Source organism: Stutzerimonas sp. CXK-1, from assembly GCF_057738225.1.
Genome location: NZ_CM173217.1, coordinates 1692293 through 1715899, shown reverse-complemented (window position 1 = coordinate 1715899; position 23607 = coordinate 1692293). Strand labels below are relative to the sequence as shown.

General features: G+C 60.7%; 22 protein-coding genes. 2 read left to right on the top strand and 20 right to left on the bottom strand.

The window, feature by feature from the left end:
• The 15 genes from htpG to sdhC all read right to left on the bottom strand — a co-directional run bounded on the left by htpG (window position 1) and on the right by sdhC (window position 18055).
• Complete coding sequence (gene htpG, locus AC0KXH_RS08145) at window positions 1-1905, bottom strand: molecular chaperone HtpG (protein ID WP_488224465.1); 1905 nt, start codon at window positions 1903-1905, stop codon at window positions 1-3.
• A 122-nt stretch (window positions 1906-2027) separates the two neighbouring features.
• Window positions 2028-3263 (bottom strand): MFS transporter, encoded by a 1236-nt coding sequence (locus tag AC0KXH_RS08140; RefSeq protein WP_312381645.1) that lies wholly within the window; start codon window positions 3261-3263, stop codon window positions 2028-2030.
• A gap of 56 nt (window positions 3264-3319) precedes the next feature.
• Window positions 3320-3766, bottom strand: a complete 447-nt coding sequence (locus tag AC0KXH_RS08135; protein ID WP_041105343.1) for a PaaI family thioesterase — start codon at window positions 3764-3766, stop codon at window positions 3320-3322.
• A complete protein-coding gene (locus tag AC0KXH_RS08130; protein ID WP_041105341.1) occupies window positions 3763-4221 on the bottom strand; it encodes a PaaI family thioesterase in 459 nt (152 codons plus the stop codon). Before AC0KXH_RS08130 ends, AC0KXH_RS08135 begins: the two co-directional genes overlap by 4 nt.
• Window positions 4222-4278: 57 nt before the next feature.
• Window positions 4279-5004 (bottom strand): DUF599 domain-containing protein, encoded by a 726-nt coding sequence (locus AC0KXH_RS08125; RefSeq protein ID WP_313305099.1) that lies wholly within the window; start codon window positions 5002-5004, stop codon window positions 4279-4281.
• A 61-nt stretch (window positions 5005-5065) separates the two neighbouring features.
• On the bottom strand, window positions 5066-6373 hold the full coding sequence (gene brnQ, locus AC0KXH_RS08120) for a branched-chain amino acid transport system II carrier protein (protein ID WP_043219733.1): 1308 nt from the start codon (window positions 6371-6373) through the stop codon (window positions 5066-5068).
• 284 nt (window positions 6374-6657) lie between these two features.
• Complete coding sequence (gene sucD, locus AC0KXH_RS08115) at window positions 6658-7545, bottom strand: succinate--CoA ligase subunit alpha (RefSeq protein ID WP_041105335.1); 888 nt, start codon at window positions 7543-7545, stop codon at window positions 6658-6660.
• Window positions 7542-8711, bottom strand: coding sequence for an ADP-forming succinate--CoA ligase subunit beta (gene sucC / locus AC0KXH_RS08110; RefSeq protein ID WP_437270637.1), 1170 nt, complete (start codon window positions 8709-8711; stop codon window positions 7542-7544). Before sucC ends, sucD begins: the two co-directional genes overlap by 4 nt.
• Before the next feature lie 179 nt (window positions 8712-8890).
• Window positions 8891-10327 carry a dihydrolipoyl dehydrogenase gene (lpdA, locus tag AC0KXH_RS08105; protein ID WP_488224464.1) on the bottom strand — a complete coding sequence of 479 codons (1437 nt, stop codon included), beginning with the start codon at window positions 10325-10327 and terminating at the stop codon, window positions 8891-8893.
• A 98-nt stretch (window positions 10328-10425) separates the two neighbouring features.
• Window positions 10426-11655, bottom strand: a complete 1230-nt coding sequence (gene odhB / locus AC0KXH_RS08100) for a 2-oxoglutarate dehydrogenase complex dihydrolipoyllysine-residue succinyltransferase (RefSeq protein ID WP_043219727.1) — start codon at window positions 11653-11655, stop codon at window positions 10426-10428.
• A 69-nt stretch (window positions 11656-11724) separates the two neighbouring features.
• A complete protein-coding gene (locus tag AC0KXH_RS08095) occupies window positions 11725-14553 on the bottom strand; it encodes a 2-oxoglutarate dehydrogenase E1 component (protein ID WP_061339329.1) in 2829 nt (942 codons plus the stop codon).
• A 274-nt stretch (window positions 14554-14827) separates the two neighbouring features.
• Window positions 14828-15532, bottom strand: a complete 705-nt coding sequence (locus AC0KXH_RS08090; RefSeq protein ID WP_041105327.1) for a succinate dehydrogenase iron-sulfur subunit — start codon at window positions 15530-15532, stop codon at window positions 14828-14830.
• A 10-nt stretch (window positions 15533-15542) separates the two neighbouring features.
• A complete protein-coding gene (sdhA, locus tag AC0KXH_RS08085) occupies window positions 15543-17315 on the bottom strand; it encodes a succinate dehydrogenase flavoprotein subunit (protein ID WP_488224463.1) in 1773 nt (590 codons plus the stop codon).
• Window positions 17316-17318: 3 nt separating this feature from the next.
• Window positions 17319-17687: a succinate dehydrogenase, hydrophobic membrane anchor protein gene (gene sdhD / locus AC0KXH_RS08080; protein ID WP_043219721.1), complete on the bottom strand. Its 369-nt coding sequence runs from the start codon at window positions 17685-17687 to the stop codon at window positions 17319-17321.
• A complete protein-coding gene (gene sdhC, locus AC0KXH_RS08075) occupies window positions 17681-18055 on the bottom strand; it encodes a succinate dehydrogenase, cytochrome b556 subunit (RefSeq protein WP_041105322.1) in 375 nt (124 codons plus the stop codon). The genes sdhD and sdhC overlap by 7 nt, the downstream gene beginning before the upstream one ends.
• A 360-nt stretch (window positions 18056-18415) precedes the next feature.
• On the opposite strand from sdhC, the gene gltA reads away from it, so the two are divergent.
• The gene (gltA, locus tag AC0KXH_RS08070) at window positions 18416-19690 is read left to right on the top strand and encodes a citrate synthase (protein WP_061339330.1); all 1275 of its coding nucleotides are present in this window, start codon (window positions 18416-18418) and stop codon (window positions 19688-19690) included.
• A gap of 64 nt (window positions 19691-19754) precedes the next feature.
• Here gltA and AC0KXH_RS08065 read toward each other — a convergent pair whose 3' ends face one another.
• Both AC0KXH_RS08065 and AC0KXH_RS08060 read right to left on the bottom strand, forming a co-directional pair.
• Window positions 19755-20360, bottom strand: coding sequence for an START domain-containing protein (locus AC0KXH_RS08065; protein ID WP_165563586.1), 606 nt, complete (start codon window positions 20358-20360; stop codon window positions 19755-19757).
• Between the two features lie 34 nt (window positions 20361-20394).
• Window positions 20395-20646, bottom strand: a complete 252-nt coding sequence (locus AC0KXH_RS08060) for a YkgJ family cysteine cluster protein (RefSeq protein ID WP_074519838.1) — start codon at window positions 20644-20646, stop codon at window positions 20395-20397.
• A 181-nt stretch (window positions 20647-20827) separates the two neighbouring features.
• On the opposite strand from AC0KXH_RS08060, the gene ppnP reads away from it, so the two are divergent.
• Window positions 20828-21109 carry a pyrimidine/purine nucleoside phosphorylase gene (ppnP, locus tag AC0KXH_RS08055; RefSeq protein ID WP_041105319.1) on the top strand — a complete coding sequence of 94 codons (282 nt, stop codon included), beginning with the start codon at window positions 20828-20830 and terminating at the stop codon, window positions 21107-21109.
• Between the two features lie 82 nt (window positions 21110-21191).
• Here ppnP and fliS read toward each other — a convergent pair whose 3' ends face one another.
• From fliS to AC0KXH_RS08040, 3 genes are all read right to left on the bottom strand, one after another.
• Window positions 21192-21578 (bottom strand): flagellar export chaperone FliS, encoded by a 387-nt coding sequence (gene fliS, locus AC0KXH_RS08050; protein ID WP_488224462.1) that lies wholly within the window; start codon window positions 21576-21578, stop codon window positions 21192-21194.
• Between the two features lie 121 nt (window positions 21579-21699).
• The gene (gene fliD / locus AC0KXH_RS08045) at window positions 21700-23187 is read right to left on the bottom strand and encodes a flagellar filament capping protein FliD (protein ID WP_488224461.1); all 1488 of its coding nucleotides are present in this window, start codon (window positions 23185-23187) and stop codon (window positions 21700-21702) included.
• Between the two features lie 65 nt (window positions 23188-23252).
• On the bottom strand, window positions 23253-23546 hold the full coding sequence (locus AC0KXH_RS08040; protein WP_488224597.1) for a flagellar protein FlaG: 294 nt from the start codon (window positions 23544-23546) through the stop codon (window positions 23253-23255).
• Window positions 23547-23607 lie beyond the last annotated feature (61 nt).

The window sequence follows — 23607 nt, the reverse complement described above, 5'->3', positions numbered from 1 at the left end:
TCAGGCGGACAGCTCGACCAACAGCTTGTTCAGCCGCTGCACATAGGCCGCCGGGTCCGTCAGGCTGTCGCCGGCAGCGAGCGCCGCCTGGTCGAAGAGAATGTGCGACAGGTCGGCGAAACGGTCCTCGTCCGGCTCGCCATCGAGCTTGTCGATCAACGGATGCTGCGGGTTGATCTCGAAGATCGGCTTGGAATCCGGCACCTTCTGCCCGCTCGCTTCAAGAATCTGACGCATCTGCAGGCCCAGGTCCTGCTCGCCAATGGCGAGAATCGCCGGAGAGTCGGTCAGACGGTGCGAGACGCGCACCTGCGAAACCTGCTCGCCCAATGCGTTCTTCAGACGCTCGACCAATCCTTCCTTGGCCTTGGCGATCTCTTCCTGCGCCTTCTTGTCGTCTTCGCTGTCGAGCTTGCCGAGATCCAGGTCTCCGCGGGCAACATCGACGAACTGTTTGCCGTCCAATTCGGTGAGGTAGCTCATCAGCCACTCATCAATGCGGTCGGTGAGCAGCAGCACCTCGATGCCTTTCTTGCGGAACACTTCCAGGTGCGGGCTGTTGCGCACCTGCGCATAGCTCTCGCCGGTCAGGTAGTAGATCTTGTCCTGGCCATCCTTCATGCGGCCGATGTAGTCGGCCAGTGCGACCGAAGCCTCGCCGCTGGCGTCGGAGGTCGAGCCAAAGCGCAGCAGGCCGGCGATCTTCTCCTTGTTGGCGAAATCCTCCGCCGGGCCTTCCTTGAGCACCTGACCGAACTGCTTCCAGAACGACTTATAGTCGTCCGGCTTGTCCTTGGCGAGCTTCTCGAGCATGTCGAGCACACGCTTGGTCAACGCCGACTTCATGGAGTCGATTACCGGATCCTTCTGCAGGATCTCACGCGAGACGTTCAACGACAGGTCGTTGGAATCGACCACGCCCTTGATGAAACGCAGGTACAGCGGCAGGAACTCATCGGCCTGATCCATGATGAATACGCGCTGCACGTAGAGCTTCAGGCCCTTCGGCGCCTCGCGGTGATACAGGTCGAAAGGCGCACGCCCCGGTACGTAGAGCAGCGAGGTGTACTCCAGCTTGCCCTCGACCTTGTTGTGGCTCCAGGCCAGCGGGTTCTCGAAGTCGTGGGAAACGTGCTTGTAGAACTCCTGGTATTCCTCGTCCTTGATTTCCGTACGCGGGCGCGTCCACAGCGCGCTGGCGCGGTTGACCGTCTCCCATTCCGGCTCGGCCGGCTTGTCCGTTTCCTCGCCATGGAACTCCTTCGGTAGCTCGATCGGCAAGGCGATATGATCGGAATATTTCTTGACGATGTTGCGCAGGCGCCAACCGTCGGCGAACTCCTCTTCACCGCTCTTGAGGTGCAGCACGATGCGGGTGCCGCGCTCGGCCTTCTCGATCGTCTCGACCTCGAATTCGCCCTCGCCCTTGCTCGACCAGTGCACGCCCTCGCTCGCAGCGGCACCGGCGCGGCGGGTAAACACATCGACCTGATCGGCAACGATGAACGCGGAATAAAAGCCCACGCCGAACTGACCGATGAGGTGCGAATCCTTCCGCTGATCGCCGGTCAGGTTCTTCAGAAAATCGGCAGTGCCGGACTTGGCGATCGTCCCCAGGTGCGCGATGACTTCGTCGCGACTCATGCCGATTCCGTTGTCCTCCAGGGTCACCGTCTTCGCCTCCTTGTCGAAGGACAGACGGATCTTCAGCTCTGCACCGCCCTCGAGCAGCTCGGGCTTGGCCAGTGCCTCGAAGCGCAGCTTGTCGGCGGCATCGGACGCATTGGAAATCAGCTCGCGAAGGAAGATTTCCTTGTTCGAGTAAAGCGAGTGGATCATCAGATGAAGCAGCTGCTTCACCTCGGTCTGGAAGCCCAGGGTCTGTTTTTGAGTTTCCACACTCATCGTCTACGAACTCCAGTCATCAGTGATACGGGCCGCACGCGCGGCAGTGTCAGGCAGATGGGGGTCGTAGATGTAATTTCAAGTGGAACGGCCCGTTCAATTGGTACGGGCCCGGTTGCAGCTCAGGGCTCCAGCGCTTCGAGTAGCACGATTTCGCCCGGCGCGAGATTGAAGTAAGCCTCGCCCGGGCCGCCGAGCATACGTCGAATGCGCAACCGCCCCTCCGCGTCCAGCCCCGCGAAGCGTCCTTCCGCGACGCCGCCCCGCTCGGTATGCGCGCGCACCAGCATGTTGTCGTAGGTCGCTGGCTCGCGAAGCAGGCGCGCCATGGAAAAACGCTTGCGCCGGTCGTGGCTGCGAACCGGTGGCGTACGAACCGGGGCCGGCTCGCGCGCCTCGGCGGGCTGCACCACAGCGGGCGGCAACGGGGGATAGGCATCATCCTCGACGCGCCAGCCTTCTGCCCCCTTGCTCAACGCCAGCTGCAGGTGCGTCGGGACGCCGTCCACGCGCGCCTCGACCGGCAGGCTGAACGCATGCTCGGCAAGCGGCAGTTGGCCGAGCGGGCTCGTCAGGGTCACATCATGCGAGGCATGGCGACGCTGCAGGTAATCTTCGAGGACGTAGGCGATGGTGTCCGTCGAATCGACGGTGCGGTCGACCTGCCCATCGCGGTAGCGCAGCCGATCGGTGTAGAGTTCGACTTCGCCGCTGAGGCTGGTCGCATACTGGGGCGGCAGCACCAGATGGAAACGACCCACCAGCCGGTTAGGCGCCTGCTCGGCCAGCACCAGATGCAGGGTGTAGCCATGCTGGATGACACGCGATTCCGGCAGATCGCGACCCGGCTCGAGCCAGGCGATGCGCACGGTCGGCAGAGGCCCCTCGTCATCGGGCAAAACATCCAGGCGTAGCGCATCGGCTGGCGGTTTGCGCAGCTCGATGCGCACCTCCTGGTTTGCGTAGAAGCCCGAACCGGAACGCAGGCTGAGCACGCCATCGATCAACTCGCCATGCTCGGGTCTGAAGGCTTGCCCGTTGAGCTGGCCGTGCAGCAGACCGCCCGGCTGCGCCGCCTCCGGCTGCGGCAGCCATTCGAGAGCAAGGATGGCGTCGAGCTTTTCCGGCGCCCGGGCAGCCAGCATCGACAGCCCGACCACCAGCGGGATGATGCCCAAGCCGACGGTCAATACGGCCCGACGGGCAACCGACCAGTGGGCAAAGAGATAGGCCAGGGTGAACGGCGGCATCAGGCTACCGATGCCCCAGAACAGGCTGGTGCCAAAGGCGAGCGTGACCAGCCAGACCATGCCGGCGAGCATCAGCAGCAGGCCGGCGAGAATCAACAGAGCATCCATTCCGGATCCTTGAAGCGGTGTCAGACGTCAGCTACCGCACGCCGACGGCCGCAGGATCAGGCCTGGTCGATCTTGAAATGGCAACGGGCGGTGGCGATGGGTTCGGCCTGATGGGTCTGCCAGGCAGTGATCGCGACATTGGCGACCCGACGGCCCTGGCGCCAGACCTGGCAGGCGGCGAAAGTGTCACGATAGTGACCGGCGCGCAGATAATCTATCGAGAAGTCGATGATTTTCGGCAAATGTGGCGCCCCCATGAACATCAGCAAATGAAGCATCGCCGAATGCTCCATGAAACCCGCGATCACGCCGCCGTGAATCGCTGGCAGCATGGGATTGCCGATGTTGTCCTGGTTCTGCGGCAGGCGGAACACCATCTCGTCTCCCAGACGCAGGCATTGCATGCCGATCAGCTTCGCGTAGGGCACCGACTCGATCAGCGGCTCGTAATTGTTGGTCTCCAGCGCCTGGCGGACCATGGCATCGAAATCCACCCGAGTCATGCCGCACCCTCCCCGCCGCGGCCGCCGGCCTGCTTGCCCATGCGCATGAAGGTGCCGACCACGTGCGCGATCGGCTCGTTGATGTCGCGCTGATAGGCCACGCCCCGCGTGAAGATCACGTGCGGCGTCACTCGGTAGCATTCGGCGAAGCCGAACACGTCGTGACCCGGCTCGGCCGGGTGCATGTAATCGATACGCAGGTCGAGCGTCGGGCAGACCTCCAGTTCCGGCAATGCGCAGGCGGTCGAGATGCCGCAGGTGGTGTCCATCAGCGTGGTGATCGCCCCGCCATGAATGCCGCCGGTCTCGGGATTGCCAATCAGGCTCTCGTTATAGGGCAGGCGCAACGTCAGGCCCTTGCTGTCAGCGTGCTCCACGCTGAGCCCGAGCACCTGGCAATGACGCAGGAAGGAAAGAAAGCGCTGAGTGCGCTCGAGAATCTGGCTGTCGCTCATTCGATCTCTCGGCGATGGAATCGAGCCGGCCATGATACCGGGCGGCAAGGTTGCGCCCTACTCCCGGGACGTATCTCCGAGCGAAGTTGGCGTAAACACCATGACCTTCAGCACATCGGAATGGAACTCGCGGCGGTAGAGCACCAGCACCACGCCGGTGGTGACCGCCATGAAGAACCAGGGATTGATAAACCAGGCCAGCGTGGCCATGCCGAAATAGTAGGCACGCAGACCAAAGTTGAACTGGTTGGCGGCCATCGACAGCACGCGCGCCGCGCGCTCGGCGAATGCCTTGCGCTCGAGGTCATTGACGTTGCGCTCACCAGCCATCGGTGCCGACGCGACTAGGACCGCGCCGAAGTTGTATTGGCGCATGCACCAGCTGAAGGTGAAGAAGGCATAGACGAAGACCACGGCTAGGCCGAGCAGCTTGATTTCCGACAGCCCGCGGCTGACCGGCTGCGCGAGCGGCAGATCGGCGAGCAGGGAAACGGCGCGATCAGACGCGCCGAGCGCTGTGAGGATGCCGGCAAGGATGATCAGTGTGCTGGAGGCGAAGAACGAGGCGTTGCGCTCGAGATTACCGATGACGTTGGCATCGGCAATCCGGTTGTCGCGCTGCAGCAGTCGCTGCATCCAGTCCTGGCGATAGAGATGCAGCACACTGGCCAGGCAGGCCGTGTCACGCCCGCGCCAGCTTGCGTAACGGGTATAGCCCACCCAGCAGGCGACGAACCAGATGACCGCGGCGACGTCGGGCGTTAGCAGTTCGGTTAAGGCCATGGCCTGTCCTCTTCAAACCTGACGCGATTATAGCCAGCTGCCATCTACCGCTGCGCTGCGCTCAGGCGCGCGCAGGAGCGGCCAACAGGCGATCCGCGGCGGCCGCGAGCATCAGCGTGATGAGCGCCGGCAGCAGCCAACCCATGCTCTGCCCCGCCAGCGGGAGTTCACCGAAGAAGGCTGGCACTGCGTCACCGAAGCCGGCTGCCGCCATGCCATCGACGAAACCGAACACCAGGGTGACCGCCATCACCGGCATCATCACTCGGGCGGGCGAACGCCACAGCCGGTCGGCCAGGCTGAGCGCAACCAAGACGATCGCCAGCGGGTAAAGCCCTACCAGTACCGGGACCGAGACACTGATCAGCTGGGTCAATCCCTGATTGGCCACCAGCAGGCTGAACAGCGAGAAGGTGATCACCACGCTGCGGTAGGACACCGGCAGCAGGTTACTGAAGAACTCACCGCACGCAGCCGTGAGCCCTACCGCCGTCGTCAGGCATGCGAGGGTGATGACTGCGGCGAGCAACAGGCTGCCAGTCGTGCCAAAGGTGTGCTGTACGTAGGTCGTGAGCACCTGCACGCCATTCTGTGCATCGGCGGCGATGCCCTGGCTGGTTGCGCCCAGGTAGAACAACGCCAGATACACCGCCGAAAGCCCGACGGCGGCGATCACGCCGGCAATCATCGAATAGCGCGTCACCAGCGCCGCATCGGTCACCCCATGGTCGCGGATGGCGGTCGCGATGACGATGCCGAAAACCAGGGCGCCCAGCGTATCCATGGTCAGGTAGCCCTCGAGAAAGCCCTTGAGCATCGGCGCGCTGCGATAACTCTCGGCACTGACCCCAATCTCGCCGGCGGGAAGAAACAGCGCGGCGCCGCCGAGCAGGATCAGTGAAAGCAGCAGCACGGGAGTGATGATCTTGCCGACGTTCTCTACCAGGCGCCCGGGATTGAGCACCAGCACCAGCACCGCCGCAAAGAACAGCAGCGTATAGATCAGCAAAGGCGTACCGCTGTCGCCGGTGAACGGGGCGATGCCCATTTCGAACGACACCACGGCGGTTCGCGGCGTCGCGAACAGCGGCCCGATGGCCAGGTACACAGCTATCGCCAGCAGCGTTCCGGCGAACCGACCCAGAGGCGCAGTCAGGCGGTCCATCCCGCCGCCGACGCGAGCGAGCGCGACGACCGTCAGCAGCGGCAGGCCCACGCCTGTCAGCAGAAAGCCGGCTGCCGCCTGCCAGATATGTTCGCCTGCGGCCAGTCCGGCGCTGGGCGGGAAAATGATGTTGCCGGCGCCGAGAAACAGAGCAAAGGTCATGAAACCAAGGGCGACGAGGTCAAAGCCTTTCAAACGAGTCATGGGAAAACATTACCAGGGGAATGCGCCGCCGCCGCGCCAGCGAGCGTGTTGCTCGAGCGATGGGCGATTCGGGACGACGGGAAACGGAAACGATGTGGGAATTTCTCCAGGGGTAAGGGAAATGTCACCCGGCCGGTTGAGCCAGGCCCTGCGTGACACGCATCTCTCGTGAAGACGGCGCCATGATGGGAGGCGCGCATGATGCCATGATCGGCCGAGCATGCCGACCGCTTTGTGCCCACAAACGAAAGGGCCACCCGAAGGTGGCCCTGTCACGGCGCTGGTCAGGCGCCCTTCATTTCCCAACCTGTCACGTCAGCCAGGGCCTTGCCAATATCGGCCAGCGAACGCACCGTTCGCACGCCCGCGTCCTGCAGCGCAGCGAACTTCTCCTCCGCCGTGCCCTTGCCTCCGGAGATGATCGCTCCGGCATGCCCCATTCGCTTGCCCGCCGGTGCGGTAACGCCCGCGATGTACGACACCACCGGCTTTGTCACGTTGGCCTTGATGAAGGCCGCCGCCTCTTCCTCGGCCGAACCACCGATCTCGCCGATCATGACGATTGCCTCGGTCTGAGGGTCGTTCTGGAAAAGCTCCAGGATGTCGATGAAGCTCGAGCCGGGAATCGGATCGCCACCAATGCCGACACAGGTGGACTGGCCGAAGCCCGCATCGGTCGTCTGTTTGACCGCCTCGTAGGTCAGCGTGCCGGAACGCGAAACGATGCCTACCTTGCCCGGCTGGTGGATGTGGCCGGGCTGAATGCCGATCTTGCATTCGCCAGGGGTGATTACACCTGGGCAGTTCGGACCGATCAAACGCACACCGAGCTCATCGCACTTGATCTTGACCTCCAGCATATCCAGCGTCGGGATGCCTTCGGTGATGCATACGATCAGCTTGATGCCGCCAAACGCGGCTTCGAGGATCGAGTCCTTGCAGAAAGGTGCCGGTACGTAGATTACCGAGGCATCGGCGCCGGTGGCTTCCACGGCTTCCTTGACCGTATTGAACACCGGCAGACCAAGATGCATGGTGCCGCCCTTGCCGGGCGTCACCCCACCGACCATGCGCGTGCCATAGGCGATGGCCTGCTCAGAGTGGAAGGTTCCTTGTGAGCCGGTAAAGCCTTGGCAGATGACCTTGGTGTCCTTGTTGATCAGAATGCTCATTGCTTGCCCTCCGCGGCTTTGACTACCTGAATGGCCGCATCGGTCAGGCTCTGCGCCCCGATGATGTTCAGCCCGCTCTCGCTCAGCATCTTCGCGCCCAGCTCGGCGTTGTTGCCCTCCAGGCGCACGACCACGGGTACCTTGACCCCCACTTCGCGCACTGCACCGATGATCCCCTCGGCGATCATGTCGCAGCGCACGATACCGCCGAAGATGTTCACCAGCACTGCGGCGACATTGCTATCCGAGAGAATGATCTTGAACGCTTCGGTAACGCGCTCTTCCGTTGCGCCACCGCCGACATCGAGGAAGTTCGCCGGACGACCGCCGTGCAGGTTGACGATGTCCATGGTCCCCATCGCCAGGCCGGCACCGTTGACCATGCAACCGATGTTGCCGTCGAGCGCGACGTAATTGAGTTCCCACTTGGCCGCATGCGCCTCGCGTGGGTCGTCCTGGGAAGGGTCGGCCATGTCGCGCAGCTTCGGCTGTCGATAGATGGCGTTGCTGTCGATATTGAGCTTGGCGTCAAGGCAATGCAGGTTGCCATCTTTCTTGATGACCAGCGGATTGACCTCTAGCAAGGCCAGATCGTAGTCCTGAAACAACTTGGCCAGGCCGACGAAGATGTGGACGAACTGCTTCACCTGATCGCCCTTGAGCCCGAGCTGAAATGCCAGCTCCCGCGCCTGGAAGGGCTGCGCGCCGACCAACGGATCGATGGTGGCCTTGAGAATCTTCTCTGGAGTGTCGTGTGCGACCTTCTCGATGTCGACACCGCCCTCGGTGGATGCCATAAACACGATACGGCGGCTCGAGCGGTCCACGACTGCACCCAGGTAGAGTTCCTTGTCGATATCGGTAGCCGCCTCAACCAGGATCTTGCTGACCGGCTGCCCATTGGCATCGGTCTGGTAGGTCACCAGCCGCTTGTCCAACCACTGCTGGGCGAACGCACGCGCCTCGTCTTTGCTGCGTACCAGCTTGACACCACCGGCCTTGCCGCGACCACCGGCATGGACCTGAGCCTTGACCACCCACTCGGTGCCCCCGATCTTGTCACAGGCTTCGGCGGCCTCCTTCGGGCTGTCTACCGCGTAGCCTTTCGACACCGGCAATCCATATTCTGCAAACAGCTGCTTACCTTGGTACTCGTGAAGATTCATGCTTCTTACCGTTATCAGGTACCGCATTTAAGCAGGGCGTTGCCCTGCCCCCTTCAAGTCCCTGAAAACTATCGCCGATACCTTTCAAGGACCTGATTGCTCATGAAAACATCCTATTTTAGTCAAAGAAAAGCCCGGCGTGTTCAGAACAGGCCGGGCTTTTGTACCACGCGATTCGCTTAGCGCTTCTTGCGATTCGCGATGTGAATGGCGTGGCCATTTACTGCCAGCGCAGCCTCATGCAAGGCCTCGGACATGGTCGGGTGCGAGAACACCATCATGCCGAGATCTTCGGCACTGGTGCCGAATTCCATGCCGATTGCACCTTGCTGCACCAGCTCCGCGGCAGCCGGCCCCATCACGTGGACACCCAGAACACGATCGGTCTTGGCATCGGCGATGACCTTGACCAGACCGGCGGTATCGTTGGCGGCCATGGCGCGACCACTGGCAGCGAACGGGAATACACCGACGTTCACCTCGACGCCTTCGGCCTTCAGCGCCTGCTCGGACTTGCCGACCCATGCGATTTCCGGGTGCGTGTAGATCACCGACGGGATCAGGTCGTAGTTCATCTGAGTCTTGTGACCGGCGATGCGCTCGGCAACCATCACGCCCTCTTCGGAGGCCTTGTGCGCAAGCATGGCGCCACGCACCACGTCGCCGATAGCGTATACACCCGGCACATTGGTCGCGCATTGATCGTCGACATAGATGAAGCCGCGCTCGTCGAGCGTAACTTCCGAGTCGGTAGCCAGCAGATCGGCAGTCACCGGACGACGGCCGACTGCAACGATCAGCTTGTCGAAGGTCTGCTGCTGCTCGCCTTCGGCGTTGGTGTAGCTGACGGTGACCTGGTCGCCCTTGATCTCGGTGCCGGTAACGCGCGCGCCGAGCAGAATGTTCAGACCCTGCTTGGACAGTACCTTGAAGGCTTCCTTGGCGATCTGCTCATCAGCCGCCGGCAGGAACTTGTCCATTGCTTCGATGACGGTGACTTCGGCACCCAGACGGGCCCAGACCGAACCGAGTTCGAGGCCGATGACGCCCGCACCGATCACACCGAGCTTGCCGGGAACAGTTTGGAAGTCCAGGGCGCCGGTAGAGTCGACGATGATCTTCTGATCCACCGGTGCCGGCGGAATGTTCACCGGGGTCGAACCCGAGGCGAGGATGACATTCTCGGCCGCCAGCGTTTGCACGCTGCCGTCGGTACCCGTGACTTCGACCTGCTTGCCGGCCAGCAGCTTGCCGTGGCCTTCGAAGACGGTCACGCCGTTGGCCTTCATCAGCGCCGAAACGCCGCCGGTCAGGTTCTTAACGATCTGGTCCTTGCGCGCGACCATGGTCGGCACGTCCATCTTGACCTCGCCGGTCGAGATGCCGTGAACATCGAAACTGGCATGCGCCTCATGATACTTGTAGGAGCTATCCAGCAGTGCCTTGGACGGGATGCACCCAACGTTCAGACAGGTCCCGCCGAGCGCGAGCTTGCCGTCCTTGCCCTTGTACTTTTCGATGCAGGCAGTCTTCAGGCCCAGCTGCGCGGCGCGGATAGCGGCGACATAGCCACCTGGGCCCGCACCGATGACGATGACGTCGAATTTCTCGCTCATTACCAATCCTCTTTCCTAAGCGGCAAACGAAAAGCCACGAGCCGCAAGCGGTGCCGGGCATATCACCAGCTGACCGCCCACCGCCCGTGGCTGCCTTGTCAGATGTCCAGCAGCAGGCGAGCCGGATCTTCCAGCAAGTCCTTCATGGTGACCAGGAAGGTTACCGCCTCTTTGCCGTCGATCAAACGGTGATCATAGGACAGCGCCAGGTACATCATCGGCAGGATGACCACCTGACCATTGACCGCCATCGGGCGCTCCTGAATCTTGTGCATGCCGAGAATAGCGGTCTGCGGCGGGTTGACGATCGGCGTCGACAGCAGCGAACCAAACACACCGCCATTGGAGATGGTGAAGGTACCGCCGGTCATTTCCTCGATCGTCAGCTTGCCGGCCTTGGCCTTCTTGCCGAATTCGGCAATGCCGCCTTCGACTTCGGCGAGGCTCATGTGTTCGGCGTTACGCAGCACCGGAACGACCAGGCCGCGATCACTGGAGACGGCCACGCCGATGTCCTGGTAACCGTGATAGACGATGTCGTTGCCGTCGATGGACGCATTGACGCCAGGCTGACGCTTCAGCGCTTCGACCGCGGCCTTGACGAAGAAAGACATGAAGCCCAAGCGTACGCCATTGTGCTTCTTCTCGAACAGGTCCTTGTACTTGGAGCGCAGCTCCATGATCGGCTTCATGTTGACCTCGTTGAAAGTGGTCAGCATGGCCATGGAGGACTGCGCTTCGACGAGGCGCTCGGCAACCTTGGCGCGCAGGCGAGTCATCGGGACGCGCTTCTCGACGCGATCGCCCGCGGCAAAGATCGGTGCGGCGGCAGCCGGTGCGGCCGGCTTGGCAGCTGCAGCAGGTGCAGACTTCTTCGCCTCGATGGCGGCGACGACGTCTTCCTTCGTTACGCGGCCGTCTTTGCCGGTGCCGCGGATGCTGTTCGGATCGATGCCGTTCTCTTCGGCCAGCTTGCGCGCGGCCGGAGCGAGGATCTGCTCCTCGGCGGAAGCGGCAGGCGCGGACTCGGCAGCCGCTTGCGGAGCAGCAGCCGCAGCCGGAGCCGAGGCAGGTGCGGCAGCAGCGGAGGCACCCGCCTCGAGCTTGCCGAGCAGCTCGCCGCTGAGCACGGTGTCGCCTTCGTTCTTGACGATCTCGGTAAGCACGCCGTCAGCCTCGGCAAGCACTTCCATGACCACCTTGTCTGTCTCGATGTCGACGATCAGCTCATCACGCTTGACGGCCTCGCCAGGCTTCTTGTGCCAGGTCGCGACGGTACCGTCGGCAACGGATTCCGGGAATGTAGGGGCTTTGATCTCGATAGCCATTATCGGGGGTCCTATTGATTCGTTGTCTACGTCGAGGCCGCGCATCGCGCGGCCTCTTGCAGCTGGGTTTTAAACGGTGAACGCGTCCTGCAGCAGCTTCTCTTGCTGCTCGGCGTGCATGGAGGCATAACCGACCGCGGGGGCCGCAGACGCTTCGCGCCCTGCGTACTGAAGGAACAGGTCCTTCTTGTGCGCGGTGGCGACACGCCGCATATGGTGCTGGCTGCAATACCAGGCGCCCTGGTTCATCGGCTCTTCCTGACACCAGACGATGTGCTTGAGGTTCTGGTACGGCGCCAGGACTTCGGCCAGGTCGTCTTCCGGGAACGGGTACAGCTGCTCGATCCGGATGATCGCGATATCCTCGCGGCCTTCGTTGCGACGCTTTTCCAACAGGTCGTAATACACCTTGCCGCTACACAGCACCACACGCTCGACCTTCGCGGCGTCGATCGGATCGATCTCCGGCAGCACGGTCTGGAACGAGCCCTGAGTCAGCTCCTCCAGCGTCGAGATAGCCAGCTTGTGGCGCAGCAGCGACTTCGGCGTCAGCGCAACCAGCGGCTTGCGCAGCGGGCGAATCGCCTGACGACGCAGCATGTGGTAGACCTGCGCCGGCGTCGAAGGCACGCAAACCTGGATGTTGTGCTCGGCGCACAGCTGCAGGTAGCGCTCCAGACGCGCGGAGGAGTGCTCAGGCCCCTGACCTTCGTAGCCATGCGGCAACAGCATCGTCAGACCGCAGAGGCGCCCCCACTTCGCTTCACCACTGCTGATGAACTGGTCGATCACCACCTGGGCACCGTTGGCGAAGTCGCCGAACTGCGCTTCCCACACCACCAGCGCGTTGGGCGTGGTCGTGGCGTAGCCGTATTCGAACGCGAGTACGGCCTCTTCCGAAAGGAACGAGTCGTACAGCGTGAAGTTCGGCTGCTCCTGGTACAGGTGCTGCAGCGGAATGAAGGTCGAGCCATCCTTCTGGTTGTGCAGCGCGGCATGGCGATGCGAGAAGGTGCCACGGCCGACGTCCTGGCCGGTGATGCGTACTGGATGGCCTTCGAACAGCAGCGTTGCGTAAGCCATGGTTTCGGCAAAACCCCAGTTGATCGGCATCGCCCCTGCCGCCATCTTGGTCCGGTCCTCGAGAATCTTCGAGACCTGACGCTGAACGACGAAGCCTTCCGGAACTTGCAACAGCTTGTTGGCGAGCTCCTGCAGGGTCTTCAGATCGAAGCTGGTGTCGTGCCGCGCGGTCCAGGCGTGCCCCAGGTACGGCCGCCAGTCGACGAACAGCTCCGGGTTCGGCTCCTTGACCAGGCTCTTGACCACGTGCAGACCGTTGTCGAGCGCCTGACGGTACTCGTCTACGCGGGCCTGAACTTCCTCGCTGCTGAGAACGCCTGCACTGATCAGCGCATCCGCGTAATGCTCGCGAGTCGTGCGCTGCTTGGCGATCTTCTGGTACATCAGCGGCTGGGTACCGCTCGGCTCGTCGGCCTCGTTGTGGCCGCGGCGGCGATAGCAAACCAGGTCGATGACGATGTCCCGCTTGAACTGCATGCGGTAGTCAACGGCCAGCTGACTGACGAACAATACGGCTTCCGGATCATCGGCATTCACGTGGAAGATCGGCGCCTGGATCATTTTCGCCACGTCGGTCGCGTATTCCGTCGAACGAGCGTCTTCCTGCTTGCTGGTCGTGAAGCCGACCTGGTTGTTGACGACCAGACGAATCGTGCCGCCAGTTTTGTAGGCGCGAGTCTGAGACATCTGGAACGTCTCCATGACCACGCCCTGACCAGCGAAAGCGGCATCACCGTGGATAGTGATTGGCAGCACCTTGTCGCCGACCGGATCGTAACGCCGATCCTGACGAGCGCGCACCGAACCCTCGACCACCGGAGAAACGATCTCCAGGTGAGACGGGTTGAACGCCATCGCGAGGTGAATTTCACCGCCCGGAGTCATCACGTTAGAGGAAAAGCCCTGGTGGTACTTCACGTCACCGGAACTCAGGCCTTCGACCTTCTTGCCCTCGAACTCGTCGAACAGGTCGCGCGGATTCTTGCCGAGCGTGTTAACCAGGACGTTCAGACGGCCACGGTGAGCCATCCCGATGACGACTTCCTTCACGCCGTAGGATCCCGAGCGCTGAATCAGCTCGTCGAGCAGCGGAATGAGGCTCTCGCCACCTTCCAGACCAAAGCGTTTGGTGCCCGGATATTTGGTACCGAGGTACTTTTCCAGACCTTCTGCAGCGGTCAGGCGCTCAAGCAGATGGCTCTTGATCTCAGCGGAGAACTGCGGCCGGCCGCGCACGCTCTCGACGCGCTGGATGAACCAGTTGCGCTGTTCAGAATCGACGATATGGGCAAACTCAGCGCCGATAGTGCGGCAATATGTCTCTTGAAGCGCCTCGACGATTTCGCGCAGAGTTGCCTGATCCTTGCCAATCGCCAGGTCACCCGTGCGAAAAACGGTATCGAGATCGCCGTCGGTCAAGCCATAGTTGTTGATCGACAGGTCGGCCGGAACGGGACGCTGCTGCAGACTGAGCGGGTCCAGCTGAGCAGCTTGGTGGCCACGCAGGCGATAAGCCTGAATCAAGCGCAGGACTTCCACCTGCTTCTTCTCGTGCTCACTGCTGACGGCACCAGCAGACACCGGCTGTGCGCGGCGCTGGTTCTTCGCCAACAGCACGAAATGATCGCGAACAGTCGAATGCGACACGTCCGCTGCGCCGGTGCTGGAAGGCAGCTTCTGGAAATAGTTGCGCCATTCTTCAGGCACAGCGTTGGGGTCGTGCAGATAGAGCTCGTATAGCTCTTCCACATAGGCAGCGTTACCACCGGATAGGTGTGCGCTGTCCCACATGCGCTGCATTACGCTTTCTTGCATGTCTGGTCACCTTCGATAAGGAGACACCACCAGCGTGGAGACCGCAGCATGACTTCCCAAGTTCTGAAGCAGCGACTCAGGTAAAGCCACTACGGACCGCGCAGATAGTTCCGGATATTCCGGATGCTCCTGCTGGTCATCAAATTTTCAGAGTGTGACCCCGGCTTTGTGAGCTGGGATCCCTACTAAAACCACGGCGCCTAAGCTGGCGCCGTGGGTACTACGGGTAACGCACGGGCCGGACCAGCATCCACACCGATCCAACCCTGCCACCTCAGGTGGCGCTTTGCAGCAACATGTTGCGCACGTGGCCGATGGCCTTCGTCGGGTTCAACCCTTTCGGGCAAACACTTACGCAGTTCATGATGCCGCGGCAGCGGAACACACTGAACGGGTCATCCAATGCCGCCAGACGGTTTTCCGTCTCGGTGTCGCGGCTGTCGGCCAGGAAACGGTAGGCCTGCAGCAGCGCGGCGGGACCAAGGAACTTGTCAGGGTTCCACCAGAAGGACGGGCAACTGGTCGAGCAGCAAGCGCACAGGATGCACTCGTACAGACCGTCCAGCTTCTCGCGCTCTTCCGGGCTTTGCAGACGTTCGATGGCCGGAGCCGGCGTATCGTTCATCAGGTACGGGCGAACTTTCTCGTACTGCTTGTAGAAGATGCCCATATCGACCACCAAGTCACGAATGACCGGCAAACCAGGCAACGGACGGATAACCAGCTTGTTGCCCTTGACCACGGCGGACAAGGGCGTGATGCAGGCCAGGCCATTCTTACCGTTGATGTTCATACCGTCGGAGCCGCAGACGCCTTCGCGGCAAGAGCGACGATACGAGAAACCCTGGTCCTGTTCCTTGATCAGAGCCAGGACATCGAGAACCATCAGGTCTTTCCCGTCGGTGTTGACCTGGAAGTCCTGCATGAAGGGCTTCTCGTCCTGCTCCGGGTTGTAGCGATAAACACTCACTTGCAACATATCGGTGACCTCAGTAAGTCCGGACCTTCGGCTCGAATGCCGGAACGGTCTTCGGAGCGAAGTTCACGGCACGCTTGCCTACCCGCTTCTCGCCGGGGAAGTACAGGGTGTGGCACAGCCAGTTCTCGTCATCACGCTCTTCGAAATCTTCACGGGCGTGGGCACCGCGCGACTCCTTGCGTGCCTCAGCCGCAACGGCAGTCGCCTCGGCCACTTCGAGCAGGTTCTGAAGCTCGAGCGCTTCGATACGCGCGGTATTGAACGCCTGGCTCTTGTCGGCGATCTTGACGTTGGCAATGCGCTGACGCAGATCCGACAGCTGAGCGATACCCTTCTGCATGTACTCGCCGGTACGGAACACGCCGAAGTAGTTCTGCATGCAGTTCTGCAGCTCTTTGCGCAGCGGCGCAACGTCTTCGCCAGTGGTCCGCTCGTTCACACCTGCAAGACGAGCCAGGGCCACGTCGAGGTCGGTTTCGCTCGCACCGCGGTGCTCGATACCTTCCTTCAGCGCCTTCTCCAGGTGCAGACCGGCAGCACGACCGAACACCACGAGGTCGAGCAGCGAGTTGCCACCCAGACGGTTGGCGCCATGTACGGATACGCAGGCCACTTCGCCCACCGCGAACAGACCGTCGATGATCTTGTCGTTACCGTTGGCGTCCTGAGTAATCGCCTGACCATGGATGTTGGTGGCGATACCACCCATCATGTAGTGGCAGGTCGGAACAACCGGCACCGGTGCAACGACCGGATCAACGTGAGCAAAGGTCTTCGACAGCTCACAGATACCTGGCAGGCGGCTATGCAGCACTTCCTCGCCCAGGTGATCCAGCTTCAACATCACGTGGTCGCCATCCGGGCCACAGCCGTTACCCGCCAGGATTTCCTTGACCATCGAGCGTGCAACGACGTCGCGACCAGCCAGGTCCTTCGCGTTCGGCGCGTAACGCTCCATGAAGCGCTCGCCGTGCTTGTTGATCAGGTAACCACCTTCACCGCGGCAACCTTCGGTTACCAGCACACCGGCACCCGCGATACCGGTCGGGTGGAACTGCCACATCTCGATGTCCTGCACCGGTACGCCGGCGCGCAGCGCCATGCCGACACCGTCACCGGTGTTGATCAGGGCGTTGGTGGTCGATGCGTAGATACGGCCGGCACCGCCGGTGGCCAGAACCGTGGCCTTGGAGCGAATGTAGACGGTTTCGCCATTCTCGATGCAGATGGCGATGACACCGACCACTGCGCCATCCTGGTTTTTCACCAGGTCGACTGCATACCACTCGTTGAGGAAGGTGGTGTCGTTTTTCAGGTTGCCCTGATAAAGGGTGTGCAGCAGCGCGTGGCCGGTACGGTCGGCAGCGGCACAGGTACGGGCAGCCTGGCCACCCTTGCCGAAGTCCTTGGACTGACCGCCGAACGGACGCTGGTAGATGCGACCGGTTTCGGTACGGGAGAACGGCAGCCCCATGTGCTCGAGCTCGAACACGGCTTCCGGGCCGACCGAGCACATGTATTCGATCGCGTCCTGGTCACCGATATAGTCGGAGCCCTTGACGGTATCGTACATATGCCAACGCCAGTCATCGTTCGGGTCGGCAGAGGCGATCGCACAGGTGATGCCACCCTGAGCAGACACAGTGTGCGAACGGGTCGGGAAGACCTTGGTAACCACGGCGGTCTTATGCCCCGACTGGGAGAGCTGCAGCGCAGCGCGCATGCCGGCGCCACCACCGCCAACGATGATGGCATCGAAGGAAAGCGTACGAATGTTAGCCATGAATCAGATACCCCACAGAATCTGTACGCCCCAGACGAAGAAGGTGAACATGGCAATGCCACACACCGCCTGGAACAGGAAACGCACGCCGGTAGCCCACTTACCGATCGCCATGTTGGTCAGGTAGTCAGTGGAAATCGTCCACATACCGACCCACGCATGCACGCTAAGCGAAACCAGCGCCAGCAGACTGAAGATGCGCATCCAGTTGGCCGAAAAAAGTTCGCGCCACTGAGCGAATTCCAACCCTGGGTTGGCAATCAGGTATCCGAGAAGAAACAGGAAATAAGCCGCCAGCACGACTGCCGACACACGCTGCGCCATCCAGTCATACAGACCTGAACGCGAGAAGTTGGTGACGTTGGTTACCATATCCACACTCCCGCCAAAACGATCAGTACCGCAGAAACGATGATGACGATCTTCGAGCCCAGCTTGCCGCCCTCGAGCGTCTCACCGTGCCCCGTATCCATCACCAGGTGGCGAATGCCAGCGACCAGGTGATAGAGAAGCGCCGAAAGCAGCGCCCAGACAATCAGCTTGGCCAATGGGCTGCTCAGGTAGCCTCGCACCTCATCGAAGCCTTCTGGCGAAGACAGCGATGCGTCGAGCGCGAACAGCATGAGCGCGATACCGATGAACAGGATGACACCGGATACACGGTGGAGAATCGACGTGTAAGCAGTGATTGGGAGTTTTATTGTCCTAAGATCTAGGTTTACAGGTCGTTGGCTTTTCACGGCTTCTTTTCACACTTGAGAGCCCCAGAGCGCAGGGCAAAGTTGTTGGGAAGAGTACGCAGCAGTACCCGCTACCCACGAGTGACAACCTACAGATTTCCGCCTGTAAGGCCCCTGCCGGTCGGTGCCGGAGTATAAACAGTTAGGTCACTAAGCACAATGTGGTGAAGTGCCACTAAAGGCTGATGGCGACCCCTATATAAATGCCGTAAACAGTCAGCCCAGCGCTGCACAGACACCCCCGAACCCCCTCTGCAGCGAGGCTCTGCGCAAATTGACTTTGCGATTTATCACACTATAGTGATGCGGGCCCTGCGTGGGGGGCCATGATGATTCCAAGCACAAAACAGGAGGCCATGCATGGCTGACAAGAAAGCGCAGTTGATCATCGAGGGCGCCGCCCCCGTCGAACTGCCCGTTTATTCCGGTACCGTAGGGCCTGACGTTATAGATGTACGAAGCCTGGGGACCTCCACGGGTCACTTCACCTTCGATCCGGGCTTCATGTCCACCGCCTCTTGCGAATCCAAGATCACCTACATCGACGGTGACCAGGGCATCCTGCTGCATCGTGGCTATCCGATCGAGCAGCTGGCCGAAAAATCCGACTACCTGGAAACCTGCTACCTGCTGCTCAATGGCGAGCTGCCCACCGTCGAGCAGAAAGCCAAGTTCGTCGACACCATCAAGAACCACACCATCGTTCACGAGCAGCTGAAAACGTTCCTCAACGGCTTCCGCCGCGATGCTCATCCGATGGCTGTCATGTGCGGCATCGTGGGTGCACTTTCCGCCTTCTACCACGACTCGCTGGATATCAATAATCCTCAGCATCGTGAAATCTCCGCGCATCGACTGATCGCGAAGATGCCGACCATCGCCGCGATGGTCTACAAGTACTCCATGGGTCAGCCGCTGATGTATCCGCGCAACGACCTGAACTATGCAGAAAACTTCCTGCACATGATGTTCAACACCCCGGCCGAGGTTAAGCCGATCAGCCCGGTGTTGGCCAAGGCCATGGATCGGATCTTCATCCTCCACGCTGACCACGAGCAAAACGCATCGACCTCGACTGTCCGCCTGGCGGGCTCGACCGGCGCCAACCCGTTCGCCTGTATCGCCGCCGGCATCGCCGCGCTGTGGGGCCCGGCTCACGGCGGCGCCAACGAAGCCGTACTCACCATGCTGGACGAGATCGGCGACGTGTCCAACATCGAGAAGTTCCTGGCCAAGGCCAAGGACAAGAACGATCCGTTCAAGCTGATGGGCTTCGGTCACCGCGTGTACAAGAACTTCGACCCGCGCGCCAGGGTCATGAAGCAGACCTGCGATGAGGTTCTGGGCGAGCTGGGCATCAACGATCCGCAGCTCGAACTCGCGATGAAGCTGGAAGAGATCGCCCTGAGCGACCCCTACTTCGCCGAGCGTAACCTGTACCCGAACGTGGACTTCTACTCGGGCATCATCCTCAAGGCCATCGGCATTCCGACCAGCATGTTCACGGTCATCTTCGCGATGTCGCGGACTGTCGGCTGGATTTCCCACTGGAAGGAAATGATCGCTTCGGGCCAGAAGATTGGCCGCCCGCGTCAGCTCTACACCGGCCCCGCCAAGCGCGATCTGCCGCGCTAAAACAGGCTGGTTTAAGAAAGAAGGCTGCCTAGGGCAGCCTTCTTTTTTTCTCCTACGGGCACACTCAACGCTTTTCGGCGCGCTCGCGCAGATTGCGCAAGGTGTTCAAAGGCGCCTCGACCACGAACTTATTGGCCAGCCAGGACGGCACGCTACCACCCGGCTCGGTGTGCACCTGATAGACCACCTCGACTTCACCACCGGGTTGCGGATTCATCTCCCAGAAGCCCTCCACTTCGCTCACACGAACATAGCCATCCTCTTCCGGAAGGTACTGGGGAAGCCCTTTCAGGTCACGACGCAGCCCGCCGTTCTTGAGCTCACTTTCCGTTACCTGAACCACGGAGTCACGCGGAGTGACTGGCCAGGGGGTATTGAAACGGGTATAGGTTACCGCTGTGCTTCCCTCCTGCTTGAGCAGTTTCTGCTCCTTGCACTCGTGGATCCACGCACAGGCGCCGCCAACGTCTTCCTGGAGCTTCTTGAGTGTTGCGACATCCGTATCCATCATCGCGACGCCGCGATAGGCCTTGTACTTCGAGCCCGGGACCGTCTGCAAATAGACCTTGACGCCATCCTCCTCCTTGGCCAGCTCCCAACCTTCGGCGGCCTGCACGGAAAGCAGCGGCAACATCAGCAAGGCACCCACAACGCAACCTTTCAAATTCATGCTTCACCTTTTTGTTGTATGCGAATCGGACCGGTCAGGCCGTGGCTTGTTCAAGCCAACCAAGAATCCGCACAGCATCTTCGCGGTCCTGACCGCAAATCGCCGGCTCGGCCTGGAAAGCCGAGCACACCGCCGGCCTTTCAGCATCGCCGAAAATCAGGCAGCGGAACTGCGCCGAAAGCTGAGCACAGCGCACCCCTGCGGGTTTGCCTTGTGGCATGCCAGGTATAGGCGAACTAATGGAAGGAGCGATGCAACATGCCCCGCATCCGGAACGACACTCCATTGGCTACTCCTGACCGAATCACGAACGAAATAATAGTTTGCGGTCACGCCGAACGCACCCCTCGCTGACATTTCGTTACGCGACGCCCTTTTCTACCGAGATCGAACCGCCTGGCCAGGTGACGACGTTTGGACGCTTGGGCATACTGGCCACCCATTTTTAACTCATGCAAGGTAGCAGCATGTTCAAGGTTAACGAGTACTTTGATGGCACCGTCAAATCCATCGCCTTCGATATGGCCGAGGGCCCTGCCACGGTTGGCGTAATGGCACCAGGTGAGTACGAATTTGGTACGAGCCAACTGGAAGTCATGCACGTTATTGCCGGCAGCCTGGATGTGAAGCTGCCCGATGCCGAGGATTATCGGACATTTGCTGCTGGAACTCAGTTTACAGTTCCCGCCAATAGCAAGTTCCAGCTAAAGGTCGCCGTAGATACTGCGTATCTCTGCGAGTATCGCTAACACCCAAGTTATTGGCCGACAGATTAGCGAGCAAACAAAAAAGCGCTGGCAATGCCAGCGCTTTTTGCAATCCCGAGCCAACTTAGGCGTTGGGCCCGATGGCGTCCCAACCGTTCTTGATCTCAGACAGCAACGATGCCACTTCGTCGAGCTTGCTAACGTCATTATGGCGACTGGCCTCGAACAGGCGCATCGTCATATATTCGTAAAGACGTTCGAGATTCTCAGCCAGCTCACCCCCGGCCTCCTTGTCCAGCACGTCGCGCAGCCCGCCGATGATGTTGATCGCCTTGCCGATCAGCACGCCTTTCTCAGCATAGGCCTCGCGCTCCATGGCGCCCTTGGCCTGGGCGATACGATCCAGCCCGCCCTGCATCAGCATCTGGATCAAACGGTGCGGATCGGCCTCGCCTACCTGCGCCTGAACGCCAACCTGCTGGTACTGCTTCATTGCTGCCATTGCGTACATTTGGATGGCCCCTCGCCAGATCAATCACATGCTCGGGTTATCGGTCGCAAATGGCCAGACTTGAGCGCCGCGGACAAACAAAAAGACCGCCCAACGGCGGTCTTCACTACATGCCTCCAGGTTAGTTCTTGGAGTTGTTGGCTGCCCAGGGCAGGTTCTCCAGCGACGCCAGAAGGCTGCTTGAGGTATTGGCGAGCTGGCCCACCAGCAGGTCCATGGCGTTGAACTGTTTGAACAGGCGATCCTGCAACGAGGTGATACGACGGTTCAGGTCTTCCTTCTGCTTGTCGATGCCGGAGATCGTCTCGGTCATCACCTTGTTGCGCTGTTCGAGAATGCCGCCCGTTTCGGTATAGGGTTTCAGCTTCTCGTCCAAACGTGTAGCAAGGCCTTTCTCGCCAGTAAACAATGCAGGCAGCTCGGTAAAGTTGCTGTCCATAACCTTGCTCAACTTGGCATCGTCGATCTTCAACGTGCCGTCTTTCTGCGTGGTAATGCCCAGGTCAGCCAGCGCACGGAGCGCGCCGTCACCCTGTACATTGGTCAATTCGCTGCGAATCGTCCCCAACAACGTTCGCGCCGTAGCATCCCCTACCAGCGCTCCGGTAACAGGCGCCTTGCCGTCACCCACGCTTGTAACCCTGGTCTGCGCGTTGATCACGCCGATCAGCTTGTTGTAGCTGTCGACAAAAGACTGGATCTGCTTCTTAACGCCTGCCTTGTCTTCTGCAACACTGATGGTCAACGGTTCGTTATCTGCCGTTTTAGCCTTGAGATCGAGCATGACACCATCGATGGCGCCATCGATCTTATTGGTCTTGCTGGTCACCACCATACCATCGACGGTTATCTGGGCACTTTGAGCCACTTGCAGCGCCTTTGGCCCGGGGTTTGCCGCATAGGCAGCCAGCGCATCTTGATACTGCGCCGCGGTCAGGCCGTCCGCTTCGGGTTTCTGGACTAGAGCGCTGGTTTCAAGATCAGTCAAATCGAAACGACCCGCAGCAGGATCTGACGAAGTGGCCTGAACGGTAATATCCTCACCCTTACCCGTTGCTGTACTGCTCAGCACAAGTCGAGCACCGGTGTCGTCCGTAACGATTGTGGCAGACACGCCGAGTTCTACGCCGGCCTTGTTGATCGCGTCGCGAATACCGGCCAAGGTGTTGTTGCTCTCGTCGACGTCGATGTTCAGGGACTTGTCCTGCTGGCCCACCTTTACCGTCAGCGTCCCGCTGCCGAAAGTCGCCGGCTGATCCACCGAGTTCTCGAACGACCGCAATGCAACCTTGCTGCTCGTCGCTAAGCTTTTCACCTCGACCTGATAACTGCCCGCGCCCGCCTTGGTACTAGCGGTAATACCAACCAGGTCGGACTTGCTCGACGTAGCCGAGCGAGCCTGGAACAGCTCCGGCTTGTTCAATCCGCCCAGCGCTGTTTGAAACTCACTGATCGCGCTTTTCAGCGCACCGATGGCGGTGATCTGCGTAGTGGTTTTCTTTTCAAGGTTGGCCAGCTGGGTTTCCTTGGGCGCACGCTCGGCAACGACCATGTTCTTTACGATGCTGTCGATATCGATGCCCGAACCAATACCTGTTACGCCTGCCATAGCCTCACCTCGTCAAATTAACCACACAACACATCACGACCAAAAAGCAAACAAGAACCGTGCCGTCAGGCCGTAGCCTCGAACAGCAGACTTCTCATTTCATCCAGGCGCTCGGCCAGCCGCAGAATATCCTCGGACGGAATCTGCCGCACCACCTTGCCCGAATCGCCATCGAGCACCTGCACCACTACCTGGCCGGTGGAGTTGTCGACACTGAAATTCAGATCGCGCTGCAGCGTTTGCATCTGCGTGCGAATCCGTTCTACCGCCTCGCCAACATCCAGTTTCTGCTCAGGCTTGCCGGCTTCATTCTCTGCACCAGACGACGAAAGCCCAGCCTCCGAACGGGAGCTGGGCATCGCAGTGTTGCCAGAGGATGACGCAAGGGAATTGAGCGCAATTCTTGCGACTTCCATGGTT